The organism is Rhizobium sp. WYJ-E13 (assembly GCF_018987265.1).
Lineage (GTDB): Bacteria > Pseudomonadota > Alphaproteobacteria > Rhizobiales > Rhizobiaceae > Rhizobium.
The window spans coordinates 3,395,959-3,410,445 of record NZ_CP076853.1; the positions used below are offsets into that span (position 1 = coordinate 3,395,959).

The following is a 14,487-nucleotide window of genomic DNA, read 5'->3' on the forward strand; positions in this document are numbered from 1 at the left end:
GCTTCGCTAAAAATTTAGCGACGTCTCGTTTTTCTGCGTCAGGTTGCCCGTACCGTGCCGATGATGTCAGCCAGCAGGCCGTGCAGCGAATCACGGTAGCCGTTGCGGGCGGAAGGGCCGCTCTCTTCCGAGGTCATGACCACGGTGAGATTGAGCGACGGTACGATATAGAGCATCTGCCCACCGTAGCCCCAAGCGAAATGCACGTGCTCTCCGCCGATCTGCCGAGTGAACCAGCCATAGCCATATTCGTCGCCGGAGAAGCGCGAATTGGTGCGGTACTGCCAGGACTGGGCGACCCAGTCCGCCGGAACCACCTGTTTGCCATCGGCCGTACGCCCGCCATTGCGGTAGAGCTCGCCGAAGGCAAGCAGGGATCGGGCGCTCATCGCCATCTGGTTGCCGCCGAGATAGATGCCCTGCGGGTCACGCTCCCACGCACCGATGCGGAAACCCTCGACAGGGCCGAGCCATTCCCGCGCCAGCGCCAGCGTCGACTTGCCACCAACCTTGGTGAGAATGGCTGAGAGAAGATGCGTGGAGGCCGTGGAATAGAGCATCTCCCCGCCCGGCTGACCGGTGAAAGGTTGCGCCAGTGCAAAGCGCACCCAGTTGCGAGAGGAAACCCAGCGCCCGTAATTCGCCCCCGACAGGCGATCCAGCCCCGCCTGCATGGAGAGAAGATTGCCGACCGTGATCTCGTTGAGGCGAGGATCCGGACGAACGGGCAGATCCGCCTTCAGGATCGGCGCGATCTTCTGGTCCGGTCCTTCCAGCAGGCCCTTGTCGATGGCAATCCCGACCAGTGCCGAAATGATCGACTTCGAGGCGGACTTGATATTGGTCGATTCCGATGGCTTGTGGCCGCGATAGCCATGCTCTGCCACCACGCGCCCATCACGAGCGACAACGACGGTTTTCAGAGGCTTCAGCTCGTCCCGACTTCCGAGGCTGTCCAGAAGAACTGGGACGGAGCCCGCCGCCTGCTGAGCGGCAGCGGCAATCGGGACGAGCAGTAGAAGAAGTAAGAAAGCAAGGCGCTTGATCATGGAGCGATGAGCTAGCGCAAGTGGGCGACGAAATCAGCAGCAGAGACCGGCGATTCACGCAGACGTGAAACTATATGATCCGCGCACTGACCACTTGCAGTCTCGCGAAGCGGCACGACATACTGCACATGACCAGCCCACCTGCGCATCTGGAGGAGACAGCATGGCCCGCGTGATCGTCATCGGAGCAACAGGACATGTCGGCACCTATCTCGTGCCTCGCCTGGTCGAGGCCGGCCATGAGGTGGTGGCGATCAGCCGCGGCGCGGCCGCGCCCTACAAGACGAGTGAAGCGTGGAGCCGCGTCGATATCAGACACATGGATCGCGCAGCGCTCGAGGCCGAAGGCCGCTTCGGCCATGAGATCCGTGCGCTGAATGGCGAGATCGTCATCGACATGATCTGCTTCACGCCTGACAGCAACGAACAACTGACAACCGCCCTCGAAGGCCATGTCGGCCATTTCCTTCACACCGGGACGATCTGGACGCATGGTTTCTCCACCGTCGTCCCGACGCCCGAGGAAGCGCCGAAGAAGCCCTTCGGCGACTACGGCGTGAAGAAAGCGGCGATCGAAGCCTATCTGTTGCGGATGGCGCGGGAGAGGAACTTCCCCGCAACCCTCATCCATCCCGGCCATATCGTCGGTCCCGGCTGGAGCCCTCTGAACCCGGCAGGTCACTTCAATCCCAATGTTTTCACGACACTGGCGCGCGGCGAAACCCTCGCCCTGCCGAATTTCGGCATGGAAACCGTACATCACGTCCATGCCGACGACATTGCCGAACTCTTCATGGCCGCCATTGCCAAGCCGCAGGCGGCGATCGGCGAGGCCTTCCATGCGGTTTCGGAAAAGGCAATCACGCTACGAGGTTATGCTGAGGCGATGGCCGCATGGTTTGGCGAGGAAGCGAAGCTGGAATTCCTCGCATATGACGCCTGGGCGGAAAAACAGATCCCGGAAGAAGCGAGAGCCACCTGGGAACACATCGCCCGCAGCCCCAATTGCTCGATGGAAAAAGCCCGTCGGCTGCTTGGCTTCACCCCACGGCACAGCTCGTTGCAGGCTGTGCAGGAAGCCGTCCGCTGGCTGATTGACAATGGCCGGATACAGACAACGGCTCCCTGATCCCCAGACGACGGCCCCGAAGCAAAAAGCCCCTCCCGGAGATTGGGAGGGCCTTTGCCGGTCAGGCCGCCTTCCGGACCGTCGCGCCAGCCAGCATACGTCCCGAAGGGACGATCATACCAGCCGCGCCGCCAAGCCAGCCCTCAACAAGTTCGAGCGCCAGAAAACGCGAACGTTCGAAGGGGCCGGGCATGACAAGGTGACGAGCCTTTTCGGCGAAGAAGCCGAAACGCTCGTAATAATCCGCATCTCCGACGAGGAGGATTGCACCGTGGCCGCGCTTTTTTGCTTCGAGGATCGCCGCTCGCATCAGTGCAGAGCCGACACCCTTGCCGCCATGTTTGCCATCCACGGCGAGCGGGCCGAGCAACAGCGCATCGAGCGGCGAGCCTTCGTAATTGATGCCGGCTTCGACATTCCACAAGCGCACCGTGCCGATGACACGGCCGTCGCGGTCACGCGCGACCAGCGCTAGGCCCTCGGCCGGGACGCGGTTGCGGCGGATCATTTCCGACGACTTCTTGCGACGATCCGGACCCATGACGCGATCGAGCAAGCTCTCGCGAGCGACGACATCGGACGGATTTTCCACGTCGATGGTGAAAGCAACAGGCGCAAAGAATGCGCGGACAGAATCAAGAACAGCGGCCATCTTGGCCTCCCGTACCCAATACCGTTATCAGCGGTGATGACTGGAAATTGTGAAGTTGCCGCCCCGGCTGATTACGGGGCTGGCAGAAACAGGACCTTAGATGACGTAGGCCTTCAGCGGCTCGAAGCCGTTGAAAGCGACCGCCGAGTAGGTCGTCGTATAGGCGCCGGTGCCTTCGATCAGAACCTCGTCGCCAATCGTCAAGGATATCGGCAGCGGATAGAGGTTCTTTTCGTACAGCACATCGGCAGAGTCGCAGGTCGGGCCGGCGATCACGCAGGGTTCCATTTCGTCGCCGTCACGCTCGGTGCGGATCGGGTAACGGATGGCCTCGTCCATCGTTTCGGCGAGACCGCCGAATTTTCCGATGTCGAGGAAAACCCAGCGGGCGTCGTCATTATCAGACTTCTTGGAGATCAGCACGACTTCAGCCTTGATGACGCCGGCATTGCCAACCATGCCGCGACCCGGCTCGATGATCGTCTGCGGGATCTGGTTGCCGAAATGCGTGCGCAGCGCCTGGTAGATCGACTTGCCGTAAGCTTCTGCCGACGGAACGTCGCGCAGGTACTTGGTCGGGAAGCCGCCGCCCATGTTGACCATCTGCAGGTGGATGCCCTGCTTGGCAAGCTGGACGAAAACACGCTTGGCATCGGCAAGGGCCGAATCCCAAGCATCGACCTTAGTCATCTGCGAGCCGACATGGAACGAGACGCCGTAGGACTGCAGGCCGAGCTGATGAGCGTAGACGAGAACGTCGACGGCCATCTGCGGAACGCAGCCGAACTTGCGCGACAGCGGCCATTCGGCACCTTCGCCATCGGTCAGCACGCGGCAGAAAACGCGAGCGCCTGGAGCCGCACGGGAAATCTTCTCGACTTCTTCGTGGCTGTCGACGGCAAAGAGGCTGACGCCAAGCGCATGGGCGCGGGCGACATCGCGTTCCTTCTTGATCGTGTTGCCGTAGGAAATACGGGCCGCGGTCGCACCGGCTTCGAGCGCCATTTCGATTTCTGCGACGGACGCGCAATCGAAATTGGAGCCGAGGCCCGCGAGCAGTTTCAGCACTTCCGGGGCCGGATTGGCCTTGACGGCATAGTAGATAGCGCTGTCCGGCATGGCGTGACGGAAGGCATGGAAATTGTCGCTGATGACGTCGAGGTCAACCACGAGGCAGGGACCGTCGGGACGTCGGGTTGCGAGAAAGTCGCGGATGCGCTGGGTGGTCATATCGATTCCCTCTTCCAATTCCAGAGCTCCGGCATGAACCGGAGGACAAAGGGCATACAAGAACCGCTCAGGAACCAGCCGGTGGAGACCCCGGATCCTTGACGGCGCTTGATGCGCGAATAGTGAACCAACGCCGCTGACGCGGTATAGGTTCGGCTTTGTCTGCCATGGATTGGAGGGAGTATCCCTGCCGCACTTCCGGCAATGAAGGTGTGCCTCTTCAGTAACCCCCGCTGATGGAAAGCAGGGAGAGAACAAAAAGGCCCGCACCGTCGTTGCTTCAGGCGTCCTCGCATTTTCCGGTTGGCCGGAATAGCGACTGGAGGGGTTAATTCCAGGTACCTTACCGATTTCCTCACCAATTCGAGGGTTCGGCGGACACCCATGGGCACGTGCGACTTTGGGCTGACTGGGAAATAAGAATATTCGCCGACATAATCAAGAGAATTTTTGATGACGCCCAAAAAATAAATTGAACAGAACAGCCAGATTTGTTCAATATTCTGAAACAGATCGGAGGAATCATGGACACGCTGACCCGCATACGCGCCTTCATCGATGTGGTCGAAGCGGAGGGTTTTTCCGCTGCTGCACGGCGCACCGGTCGCTCCAAGGCGTTGCTCTCGAAATACGTGCGCGAACTGGAGGACGAACTCGGCGCCTTGCTGCTCAATCGCACCACCCGTCAGTTCTCGATGACCGAGGCGGGACACACCTACTATCGCACGGCGTCCGACATCCTGAAGGAGATCGACAACCTCGCAGACCTCGTGCGCGAGAACAATGCGCAGCTGAAGGGCCGCCTCAAGGTCTCCGTACCGCGCACCTTCGTCGATGCGGATGTCGGCCAGTCGTTGATCGATTTCGCCAAGGAAAATCCGAACCTGCAGCTGGAGATCGCCGCTGATGACCGTTTCGTCGACCTGATCGAGGAAGGCTTCGACGTTGCGGTCCGCGTCACCAAGCTTGAAGATTCCGGCATGATCGCCCGCAAGATTTCCGATTTCCGCGTGCATATCTGCGCCACGCCGGAATTCCTGGAGCGGTACCCCAATATCGAGCACCCGAGCGACATCTCCAATGTGCCGTTCATCGTCGACACCAATTCCCGCAGCCAGGCAAGCATCCGCTTCTACAATCCCGACAGCACCTCCTTTGCGGTCGCCGTTTCCGGCCCGATGGAAGTCAACAGCCCGCATGCCACGCTGCGCGCCGCGCTGTCGGGGATCGGTATTGCGTTGATTCCTGACTTTATCGCCCGCAAGCCAATCGAAGACGGCCGGCTGGTGACGTTATTCAACGATTATATTCCGACCGACCGCGGCATCTATGCCGTCTATCCGCACCGGCGTTATCTGCCGGCAAAGGTGAGAATCTTCGTGGATTACCTCCACAACTGGTTCAAGAAACATCCCTGAAGCGGGCGGGTGCGCGCCCAAGCGTCGCAGAGGCGGTCCCAATTCCGTCCCATTTTCTGGTGAGAGATCACTCCAACCGAACAGGGCAGCGGGTAAACATGAAACGATCGACACTTCTGACGGCTGGGCTTCTTTCGCTTGTCCCCGCCACCGCCTTCGCCCATCCGCATATCTTCGTGGAGGCCCGGCTGGAAGTCGTCGCAGCACCTGACGGCAGCATTCAGGAACTGCGCAACGTCTGGCGTTTCGACGAGGTCTTCTCCTCCTCGGTCGTCATGGATTTCGACAAGAACACCGATCTGAAGCTGGAGCCGAACGAACTTGCCGAGGTCGGCAAGACCGTTCGGGATTCGCTTGCCGATTACGATTACTACATGAACCTGACGATCAACGGGAAGAACATCACCGTCCAGAAGCCCGATATTATCCATGTCGATTACAAGGATGGCCAGCTCTTGATGTTTTTCGCCGTCAAGCCGGTCGAAAAGATGCCGCTGAAGGGCAAGCTCACCTTCGGCGTCTACGACCCGACGCTCTACACCTCAATCGATTTTCCGACCGACAACGAGCTTGCCATGGTCGGGACGAACTTCCAATCCTGCAAGCACGCGGTCGTGCGCCCGGATGCGGACGAGGTGATCTCGGAAAACAAGCAATCGCTGACCGACGCATTCTTCAACGATCCGACCGGCACCAATATGTCGAAGCTCTTCGCCACGCGGCTGGAGATCACATGCTGACAAAACGCCTGCCTCTCGCCCTGCTCGCGCTTGCCATCATGGCTGCCGCCGCCCACGCCCAATCGCCGCTCGGCATCGGCACTGCGGAGCCGAGCTTCCAGCCGACGGGCGGGCCGCTGGAGCCTCTTTTTCTCTATGTCAACTACGAGCAGCAGGCCTTCTACCGCGCCCTGACCAATGCGCTGAAAGCCATGCGGCAGGATCCCTGGCAGCTCTCTTCGCTCATCGGTCTTTCCTTTGCTTATGGCGTCTTTCATGCCGCCGGCCCCGGCCACGGCAAGGCCGTCATCTCGTCCTACATGATCGCCAACGAAGTCGAGCTTCGACGTGGCGTCTTCATCTCCTTCATCTCCGCCGTGGTCCAGGGCGTCATGGCGGTCGTGCTCGTCGGCGGCGCCTGGCTGGTGCTGCGCGGCACCGGCATCACGCTGACCATGGCAACACAGGCCATGGAAATTGCCAGCTTCGTGATGGTGATCCTCTTCGGCGGTTGGCTGCTTTTCCGCAAGCTGCGCTCGATCGCCGGTAGCCGGCCGCATCGGCAGCTGATGGCAACGCCAGCCGGCCCCGTCAGCATGATGCTGAATTGGAAGGATAATGTCGCCGAGCGCCAGAGCGCCGATTTCAGCTTCAACGGCAAGGCGCAGGCGGTCGAGCGCGGCCACACCTATGTGCCCGGCATGGTCTGCGAGACCTGCGGCAACGCCCATGTGCCCGATCCTTCGCTCGTCAGCGGCGACAAGTTCAGCATGCGCGAAGCCTGGTCGGCTGTCATCGCCGTGGGCTTACGCCCCTGCTCCGGCGCATTGCTGGTCATGACCTTCTCACTGCTGAACGGGCTTTATCTCGGCGGCGTGCTCTCGGTCGTCGCCATGTCGCTCGGCACCGCGATTACGGTTGCGGTTCTCGCCACACTTGCCGTCACCGCCAAAAGTACTGCTGTACGCCTCTCCGGCCGCGGCTCGTCAGCCTCCATCTGGATCGGCAATGCGATCGAGATACTGGGCGCAATTCTCGTAATCCTGATGGGTGTGTTGCTGCTCGGAGCCTCCCTGCAGGGATAGGCCCTCAGGGCTTCTTGCTGTGCTGGTAGCGTGCCCGCAGCCAGAATATACCGAAGAAGCACATCAACAGGCAGACGCCGACGATGACGGCCAATGTCGGCGAGAAACTGCCGATCCATAGCACGATGGTCGGCAGGAAATAGATCACCAGCCCAGCACAAACCAGAATGATAGCGGCTGCAATTGCCTGCGAACGGCTTTCCGGGCTCATGGACATGCTCACTCCTCTTGTCCGGGAGTGGAATAGGCCAGCCGCCTCGCAAAGGCAACCGGCCCTGATACTGCTGGAATCGTGATGCTATTGGGACAAAGTGACCTTGGCGGAAGAAACCGTCGCCTCGATATGATCGACAAGCTGATCGGGAAGACCCAGCCTGCCGGCGAGCAGATCGAGATAGCCGCGTTCGGCACGCGAATCCGGATCGATCGTCAGGCGCGAGGCGGTGTAGAGTTCGACCTTCTGCTCCTCGGTAACGGCGGCTGAGACAAGCGCATCGATATCCGTCGGCTCCGAAAGCTCGTGCTCGATGAAGGTCGCTGCCTCCCCGCTGACATCGGCGGCCTTGACCTTGTCCATGATGAGGGCGCGCTCCGCATCGTCGATATGGCCATCGGCCTTGGCGGCGGCGATCATCGCACGGATGAGGACGAGCACGAATTCATTGCTGTTCGCGGGTGAACCCGAGCCGAAACCGGATTCTGCAGGCGGCGGCAGGAGCACGGGATTGTTGGCCGTCGGCGCATCTGACGGTGCTGCAGGCGCCTGTCCGGCCTGATAGTTCTTCCAGGCCTGGTAGCCGAGACCTGCAATGGCTGCGAGACCGCCGATGGTGATGGCATTGCCCGCGATGTTGCGGCCGGCCTTGGTGCCCAGAAGGACGGCGGCAAGCGCGCCAGTCTTCAAGGGATTGTCCTTCGCCATCTGGATCGCATCGCCGGCCCGGTCGCGCACACTGCCGCCCACACCCGGCACCTGAGATCCCAGAAGCTGGTCGAGTAGTTTCTTCGCGTCGAACATGTCCTCACCTTCTCCCTGTTTTAGAGGCTGGAGCAGAACATAGGTTTGCGACTGCCGAAATACAAACGAGGGCGGCGCGGCCACCCTCGTTCAAAATCTATCGGCGTTCAAAACCGGAAAGCCTCGAGAGCTCAGCCCTTCAGCGCGAAAGCTTCCGAAGCGAGCTTGGTGATACCTGCCCAGTCGCCCGCCGCGACCAATTCCTTCGGCGCGACCCACGAACCGCCGACGCAGATGACGTTCGGCAGAGAGAGATAGTCATTGGCATTCTTCAGCGAGATGCCCCCGGTCGGGCAGAAAAGCGTGCCAGACAGCGGCGAGGACAGCGCCTTCAGATAGGCAGCACCGCCGGCCTGCTCAGCCGGGAAGAACTTCAGAACCTGGTAGCCTTCTTCGCGCAGCGCCATGACCTCGCTTGCGGTCGCTGCACCCGGCAACAGCGGCACCGGAGAATCGGCGGCGGCATCCAGAAGCTCCTGGGTCGTACCGGGGCTGACGATGAACTTGGAACCTGCCTGCACGGCGGCTTCCCAATGAGCAGCGTTGAGGATCGTGCCGGCGCCGACTTCCGCGCCTTCCACTTCAGCAGCAACGGCGCGGACGGCATCGAGAGCGGCCGGCGTGCGCATGGTGATTTCGATGGCCTTGAGACCACCGGCGACAAGCGCGCGCGCAAGCAGCACGGCCGACTTGGCGTCATCGACGATAAGAACCGGAACGACAGGCTGGAGTTTCAGGATGGAAAGGAGTTTCTCTGTCTTCTCGCCCATGGCCGCAGTTTCCTTGAAACGATTGAAATCGGGTTTCGAATAACGCCCTCATAAAGGCTTGTCGAGATAAAACCATCCTGCGCGACAAGACGGGTGTTAAATCACTATAAATTGGGTTACCGTACCGCAATCGTCACAAAAGGTTCATTCGTATGGCGAAAGAGATCGAACGGAAGTTCCTCGTGCGCAGCGATGTTTGGCGCTCCGCAGTTCAGTCGAAATCGGTCCTGAAACAAGGCTATATCGCCTCGATGGACGACCGCTCGGTACGCGTCCGGATATCGGATGAAAAGACCGCGCGGTTAACGCTGAAAATCGGCCGGAGCACCCTTACCCGCGACGAATTCGAATATGAGATCCCCGTCTCTGACGCCGAGGAATTGCTGGAAACCGCCATCGGCATCGTCATCGAAAAGACGCGTTACCGCGTGCCCCACGAAGGTTTCGTCTGGGAAGTCGATGTCTTCGCCGGCGCCCATCGCGGTCTCATCATAGCCGAGGTCGAGATGCAGGCCGAGACTGACAATCCCTCCCTGCCGGCCTGGATCGGCCGGGAGGTAACAGGTGACTTCCGCTACTCCAATCAGGCACTTGCCACAGAATTCGAGCACGACAGGCATGGGCTATCGCATACGGCCTGAGGCCGACTTTACGGACGAGTTCCAAAGCGCGGCCGTAGAACAGCTCACGCGTGCCATCACCGTTCTGGAGAAACGGCCGGAAGGCACCCATGAGGCGATCCACTCTTTTCGCAAGAATATGAAGCGGCTGCGTTCGCTCTATCGCCTCGTGTCCCACCAAGCGCCGGATTTCCAGAAGCGGGAGAATGCGCGACTGAGAGACACAGCAAGGTCGCTCTCGGCCATCCGCAATGCCGCAGCAATCGTCGACACTGGTCGTTACCTGCAGGAGAATGCTCGCAACGCGGAAGAGGCAGAGGCGCTCGGTCGCATCGTGTTCATTCTGGAAGCGCGTCGCGACTGGATGGCGGAAGCCGAAAGCGACCTCGAGCAGCGGCTGCATGATACCGCCGGCACGCTGCGGGAGGCGATCGCAGCACTCGACGATATCACCTTCGACAAGAGCCACCGCAAGAATGCCCGCATGTTGGCAAAGAGCTGGCGCCGGACGGCATCGCGTGCACGGAAGGCGCTGGATGCCTGCCACGAGGATGCAGCGGCTGAAGATTTTCACGAATTGCGCAAGCGCACCTATGACTACCGGCTCTATCACGCGCTTCTGCGCGATCTCTGGCCGAGCGCGATGAAGGCCAAGCGCGACTGCGCCAAGGACCTCGTCGAACGCCTCGGGCATATCAACGATCTCTCTGTGCTTTCAGGTCTCGTGGAGGCAGAACCGCAGCTCTTCACCCGCAACGACGATCTCGCCCATCTGCTGGATTCCATCATCTTCCGCCAGCAGGAGGCTCGGCGCGAGGCGCTGCTCTGCGCCGAAACGCTCTACGGCGATGAGCCGGATGATGAAGCGCAACGTCTCGAGCTGCTCTGGATCTCGATCCGCAATTGATGCAATTGTCTGTTGACCTCAACAATAGTTGAGGTTCTAGCCTCAGCCTGTCGATAAAACTGCTGAGGAAGATATGTCTGCCAATAACGCCATGACGCCGCAAATCCAGGGCATCTACGAAACCCATCTCACCGTCGCCGACCTCAGGACTTCCATATCCTTCTACCGCGATATTCTGGGCCTGGAGCTCGCCGCGGAATTTCCCGAGCGCCGTATTGCCTTCTTCTGGGTGAACGGCAAGAAGAACGCCATGCTCGGCCTCTGGGAAACCGGTACCGGTCCCTTGAAGATGCGCCTGCACATGGCCTTCCGCCTGTCGCAGGAGGAAATGATGCGGGCGCCGGCGCTGCTGATCGACAAGGGCCTGAAGCTGCATGGCTTTCACGGCGAGCCGATCACCGAAGCGATCGTCATCGGCTGGATGCCGGCGCTGTCGCTTTACTTCCACGACCCTGACGGACATTCGATCGAATTCCTGCACGTGCTCGACGAAGAACCGGATGCTGCGTTTGGCATGCGATCCTATGCCGAGTGGAAGGCGCGCGGATAGGCCGCAATCCCACAATACCGTCTTTGCGTAATGTCATTGCGCAGGGACGGCATATTCTGTATTTCCACGCGCATGACCGACAATGCGACCCAAACAAGCCCCTTCCTGGTGGCGGCGCTCTATCATTTTGTATCCCTGCCGCGCTTCGAGAGCCTGCAGGCGCCGTTGCAGGCCCTATGCGAGGAGAATGGCGTGAAGGGCACGCTTCTGCTTGCCCATGAGGGTATCAATGGCACGATTGCGGGACCGGATGCCGGCATCCATGCCGTCCTTTCCTTCCTGCGCGCCCAGCCGGAATTTACTGCCTTGGAGCATAAGGAAAGCCGTGCTTCCAAAATGCCGTTCCTGCGTATGAAGGTGAAGCTGAAGAAAGAAATCGTCACGATGGGCGTCGAGAACATCGATCCCAACAAGGTGGTCGGAACCTATGTCGATCCCAGTGACTGGAATGCGCTGATCTCGGATCCCGACACGATCGTCATCGACACCCGCAACGACTACGAGACGGCGATTGGCATCTTCCGCGGCGCGGTCGATCCGAAGACCAAGACTTTCCGCGAGTTTCCGAATTGGGTTCGCAACAATCCCGGTCTGCACAACAAGCCGAAGATCGCCATGTACTGTACCGGCGGCATCCGCTGCGAGAAGGCGACGGCCTTCATGAAGGAACAGGGCTTCGATGAGGTCTATCACCTCAAGGGCGGCATCCTGAAATATCTGGAAGAAGTGCCACAAGAAGAAAGCCTGTGGGATGGCGCCTGCTTCGTTTTCGACGAGCGCGTTTCTGTCGAGCACGGACTGAAGGAAGGCGAGCACAAGCTCTGCCACGCCTGCCGCAACCCGATCATGGCAGAAGAGCTCACCTCGACCTACTACGAGGAAGGCGTTTCCTGCAGCAATTGTTACCATACGCGGAGCGAAGAAGACCGCCTGCGCTATCGTCAACGCCAGCACCAGATCGCGCTCGCCAAGAAGCGCGGCCAGAAGCATATCGGCACCTAAGGCGGACTTTAACGGGCAAGGCGGCGCTGCGGCTGAACCTCGCGGCGTTCCCGCAACAGCTCGTTGATCTGGTCGGCAGCCATCGGCTTGCCGAAGAAATAGCCTTGCAGGCTGTCGCAACCAAAGAGGCGAAGCGCGATCGCCTGCTCCTCCGTCTCGATGCCTTCGGCGGTGACGGGAATATCCAGCGCGCGAGCAAGTGCGACCGTCGCCTGCAGCATTTCCCGCTGCTGGCCGTTGCCGGTGATGTCGGTCACCAGCGAACGGTCGATCTTGATGCGGTCGAAGCCGAATTGCCGCAGGTAGCCGATCGAAGAGAAGCCGGAGCCGAAGTCGTCGAGCGCCACCTTGACGCCGAGCGACTTCAATCGCTCGATCGACTGGCGCGTACGCTGCGGGTTCTGGATCATGTAGCCTTCGGTGATCTCCAGCGTGACGCGGCTCGCCTCGATCTCAGTCTGCTTCAGCACATAGCGAACATAATCGGTGAAGGCCGGATTGCGGAACTGGCCCGGTGAAACGTTGACCGAGATCTTCAGCTCCGGCCACTGTTTTGCCGTTTCGCAGGCCTTGCGCAGCACGAATAGCCCGAGGGATTCGATGAGCCCGCTGGTCTCTGCGATCGGAATGAAAACCTCTGGCGAAACCGGACCGTGGCCAGGCCGATTCCAGCGTACCAGTGCCTCCACGCCATTCGTCTCATGAGACGCTGCGTCGACGAGCGGCTGATAGGCAAGGGTGAGATCGCCGCTTTCGATCGCCATGCGCAGATCGAGCTCCAGCGCATTGCGCTGCGCGCGATCGGTATCCATGGCCGGATCGTAGAGCGTCATGCGGGCGCGACCGGCTTCTTTTGCCTTGTACATGGCGAGATCGGCGCAGCGCACCAGTTCTTCGCGGTCGATCGAGCCGAGCGGCGACATGGCGATGCCGATGCTGGCGCCGACCACGACGATCCGCCGACCGACCTCCAGGGGTTCGGCGAGGAAATCGAGGATCTGCTCCGCAAGCTGAAGTGCGGCGGCATTTTCCGCATCCGAAAGGAAAGCGATTGCGAATTCGTCGCCGCCGATGCGCGCGAGTACGGCACCATCGGGGATCAGCACATCCAGTCCCGCCGCAACAGCGCGGATCAGCTGATCACCGGTGCCGTGGCCATAGCTGTCGTTGACTTCCTTGAACCCGTCGAGATCGAGATAGAGCAGCAGGACATTCCGCTTCGTGTGCCGCGCTTCCGCGACGAAACTGTCCACCGCAAGGCTCAAGCCATCGCGGTTGGAAAGACCACTCAGGCGATCGCGAAGTGCTTCTTCACGCGCACTGTTTTCCTCCGCCTTCAGGCGCCGCCCGGCCAGCCAGCCGATGATGAGCAGGACGACGAAGAACAGGCCGACAAGACCAAGCGCCTGAATGACCATGGGCCGGACCTGCGCATAGCCGATATCGCCAGGCGAACGCGACACCCAGACAAGCCTGCCAAGAACCGCACGAGCGGGGTCTGCGATCTCGACGGAATAGGCCGAAGCAGAATCCGCAGGCACGAGCCGCAACCCGTTCAGCACATAAGTAGTGCCGAGAGCAGATACCTTGGCATCATCGAGATGCCGAGCGAAAATCAGATAGCGATGCTGACCGGCAGGTGCGTTCAACGCACCGGACTTCTCGCGCACAAGCGCGATGCCGACAGCCGCGATACCCTTTTCGGTCCTGATGAAGCCGGTCGCCTCCGGCTTGCCGTTGGCGTCAACTGCACGAACCTTATCCAAAAGCAGCCAGAGGGACGGGGTAAAGAAATCGCTGACCGGCTTTTGCATGGGCAGGCCGTCCTGATAGGCGATGACGGTCTTCTTCTCGTCGTCGATGACGATAGCCATGTCGAAGAGAGAGCTGTTGACGGACATCTCACCGTAATTGCTGATCGTCCATGGCGTGCCATCCGGCTTGTAGACATTGGCAGCCGCGTCATCCCAGGCGGCATAATCGTCGAGCGTGGCGGCAAGCTGATTTTCGAAGGTCTTGAGTGCACCGATCGTGGTTTCGCGCGAACGCTCTTCGTCGAGCACATTGGCATTTTCGGAAACACGTTCCAGCGCCGTCAGCACCATGACGGTGACAACGGCGACAATGACCGCAAAGGAAAAAAGCACACCAGTAACCGTGGTATGACGGCCCAAACCCGATCCGTTGCTTCTAGACCTCAAGACTGGCGGCAATTCATATAACTCCCCGTTCAGGAAACCTTCGCAGTCAACGGTCAAGAAACGCTTAAAATCATGAGAACAATCGAGAATCCGGCTCAGGATCTACCTGAATATCGCACACCACGGCATATTGACAA

Annotated in this window: 15 protein-coding genes; 8 read left to right on the top strand and 7 right to left on the bottom strand. The window is 60.1% G+C overall.

Translation table 11 applies throughout. The features are described from left to right. Positions 1-38 precede the first annotated feature (38 nt). Complete coding sequence (locus KQ933_RS16935; RefSeq protein ID WP_216755950.1) at positions 39-1,049, bottom strand: serine hydrolase; 1,011 nt, start codon at positions 1,047-1,049, stop codon at positions 39-41. 163 nt (positions 1,050-1,212) lie between these two features. On the opposite strand from KQ933_RS16935, the gene KQ933_RS16940 reads away from it, so the two are divergent. Beyond that, entirely contained in the window at positions 1,213-2,178 is a 966-nt protein-coding gene (locus KQ933_RS16940) for an NAD(P)-dependent oxidoreductase (RefSeq protein WP_216755951.1), read from the top strand. Positions 2,179-2,239: 61 nt separating this feature from the next. Here KQ933_RS16940 and KQ933_RS16945 read toward each other — a convergent pair whose 3' ends face one another. Both KQ933_RS16945 and odc2 read right to left on the bottom strand, forming a co-directional pair. After that, entirely contained in the window at positions 2,240-2,830 is a 591-nt protein-coding gene (locus tag KQ933_RS16945) for a GNAT family N-acetyltransferase (protein WP_216755952.1), read from the bottom strand. Positions 2,831-2,926: 96 nt separating this feature from the next. Further along, entirely contained in the window at positions 2,927-4,060 is a 1,134-nt protein-coding gene (odc2, locus tag KQ933_RS16950; protein WP_183735340.1) for an ornithine/lysine decarboxylase, read from the bottom strand. A 524-nt stretch (positions 4,061-4,584) separates the two neighbouring features. Between odc2 and KQ933_RS16955 the strand changes: the two genes are divergently transcribed. The 3 genes from KQ933_RS16955 (at position 4,585) to KQ933_RS16965 (ending at position 7,282) form a co-directional block, all read left to right on the top strand. Continuing rightward, a complete protein-coding gene (locus KQ933_RS16955) occupies positions 4,585-5,478 on the top strand; it encodes a LysR family transcriptional regulator (protein ID WP_216755953.1) in 894 nt (297 codons plus the stop codon). A 98-nt stretch (positions 5,479-5,576) separates the two neighbouring features. Then, positions 5,577-6,218 carry a DUF1007 family protein gene (locus KQ933_RS16960; protein WP_216755954.1) on the top strand — a complete coding sequence of 214 codons (642 nt, stop codon included), beginning with the start codon at positions 5,577-5,579 and terminating at the stop codon, positions 6,216-6,218. Next, positions 6,212-7,282, top strand: coding sequence for a nickel/cobalt transporter (locus KQ933_RS16965; RefSeq protein ID WP_216755955.1), 1,071 nt, complete (start codon positions 6,212-6,214; stop codon positions 7,280-7,282). Before KQ933_RS16960 ends, KQ933_RS16965 begins: the two co-directional genes overlap by 7 nt. A 4-nt stretch (positions 7,283-7,286) precedes the next feature. Here KQ933_RS16965 and KQ933_RS16970 read toward each other — a convergent pair whose 3' ends face one another. From KQ933_RS16970 to KQ933_RS16980, 3 genes are all read right to left on the bottom strand, one after another. After that, a complete protein-coding gene (locus KQ933_RS16970; protein ID WP_216758935.1) occupies positions 7,287-7,493 on the bottom strand; it encodes a hypothetical protein in 207 nt (68 codons plus the stop codon). A gap of 87 nt (positions 7,494-7,580) precedes the next feature. Further along, complete coding sequence (locus tag KQ933_RS16975) at positions 7,581-8,300, bottom strand: tellurite resistance TerB family protein (RefSeq protein WP_216755956.1); 720 nt, start codon at positions 8,298-8,300, stop codon at positions 7,581-7,583. A 131-nt stretch (positions 8,301-8,431) separates the two neighbouring features. Then, positions 8,432-9,070 carry a 2-dehydro-3-deoxy-phosphogluconate aldolase gene (locus KQ933_RS16980; RefSeq protein ID WP_183805307.1) on the bottom strand — a complete coding sequence of 213 codons (639 nt, stop codon included), beginning with the start codon at positions 9,068-9,070 and terminating at the stop codon, positions 8,432-8,434. Between the two features lie 152 nt (positions 9,071-9,222). On the opposite strand from KQ933_RS16980, the gene KQ933_RS16985 reads away from it, so the two are divergent. From KQ933_RS16985 to KQ933_RS17000, 4 genes are all read left to right on the top strand, one after another. Further along, positions 9,223-9,711 (top strand): CYTH domain-containing protein, encoded by a 489-nt coding sequence (locus KQ933_RS16985; protein WP_216755957.1) that lies wholly within the window; start codon positions 9,223-9,225, stop codon positions 9,709-9,711. Then, positions 9,689-10,597, top strand: a complete 909-nt coding sequence (locus KQ933_RS16990; RefSeq protein ID WP_216755958.1) for a CHAD domain-containing protein — start codon at positions 9,689-9,691, stop codon at positions 10,595-10,597. Before KQ933_RS16985 ends, KQ933_RS16990 begins: the two co-directional genes overlap by 23 nt. Before the next feature lie 73 nt (positions 10,598-10,670). Continuing rightward, a complete protein-coding gene (locus tag KQ933_RS16995) occupies positions 10,671-11,147 on the top strand; it encodes a VOC family protein (RefSeq protein WP_216755959.1) in 477 nt (158 codons plus the stop codon). Between the two features lie 72 nt (positions 11,148-11,219). After that, a complete protein-coding gene (locus KQ933_RS17000) occupies positions 11,220-12,149 on the top strand; it encodes a rhodanese-related sulfurtransferase (RefSeq protein WP_216755960.1) in 930 nt (309 codons plus the stop codon). Between the two features lie 8 nt (positions 12,150-12,157). On the opposite strand, the gene KQ933_RS17005 is transcribed toward KQ933_RS17000, so the two are convergent. Further along, positions 12,158-14,362, bottom strand: a complete 2,205-nt coding sequence (locus KQ933_RS17005; protein WP_216755961.1) for an EAL domain-containing protein — start codon at positions 14,360-14,362, stop codon at positions 12,158-12,160. Positions 14,363-14,487 lie beyond the last annotated feature (125 nt).

Bases quoted from the DNA above. Each gene is read 5' to 3' on its own strand.
- KQ933_RS16935 (WP_216755950.1), bottom strand. From the start codon at position 1,049: ATGATCAAGCGCCTTGCTTTCTTACTTCTTCTACTGCTCGTCCCGATT.
- KQ933_RS16940 (WP_216755951.1), top strand. From the start codon at position 1,213: ATGGCCCGCGTGATCGTCATCGGAGCAACAGGACATGTCGGCACCTAT.
- KQ933_RS16945 (WP_216755952.1), bottom strand. From the start codon at position 2,830: ATGGCCGCTGTTCTTGATTCTGTCCGCGCATTCTTTGCGCCTGTTGCT.
- odc2 (WP_183735340.1), bottom strand. From the start codon at position 4,060: ATGACCACCCAGCGCATCCGCGACTTTCTCGCAACCCGACGTCCCGAC.
- KQ933_RS16955 (WP_216755953.1), top strand. From the start codon at position 4,585: ATGGACACGCTGACCCGCATACGCGCCTTCATCGATGTGGTCGAAGCG.
- KQ933_RS16960 (WP_216755954.1), top strand. From the start codon at position 5,577: ATGAAACGATCGACACTTCTGACGGCTGGGCTTCTTTCGCTTGTCCCC.
- KQ933_RS16965 (WP_216755955.1), top strand. From the start codon at position 6,212: ATGCTGACAAAACGCCTGCCTCTCGCCCTGCTCGCGCTTGCCATCATG.
- KQ933_RS16970 (WP_216758935.1), bottom strand. From the start codon at position 7,493: ATGAGCCCGGAAAGCCGTTCGCAGGCAATTGCAGCCGCTATCATTCTG.
- KQ933_RS16975 (WP_216755956.1), bottom strand. From the start codon at position 8,300: ATGTTCGACGCGAAGAAACTACTCGACCAGCTTCTGGGATCTCAGGTG.
- KQ933_RS16980 (WP_183805307.1), bottom strand. From the start codon at position 9,070: ATGGGCGAGAAGACAGAGAAACTCCTTTCCATCCTGAAACTCCAGCCT.
- KQ933_RS16985 (WP_216755957.1), top strand. From the start codon at position 9,223: ATGGCGAAAGAGATCGAACGGAAGTTCCTCGTGCGCAGCGATGTTTGG.
- KQ933_RS16990 (WP_216755958.1), top strand. From the start codon at position 9,689: ATGGGCTATCGCATACGGCCTGAGGCCGACTTTACGGACGAGTTCCAA.
- KQ933_RS16995 (WP_216755959.1), top strand. From the start codon at position 10,671: ATGTCTGCCAATAACGCCATGACGCCGCAAATCCAGGGCATCTACGAA.
- KQ933_RS17000 (WP_216755960.1), top strand. From the start codon at position 11,220: ATGACCGACAATGCGACCCAAACAAGCCCCTTCCTGGTGGCGGCGCTC.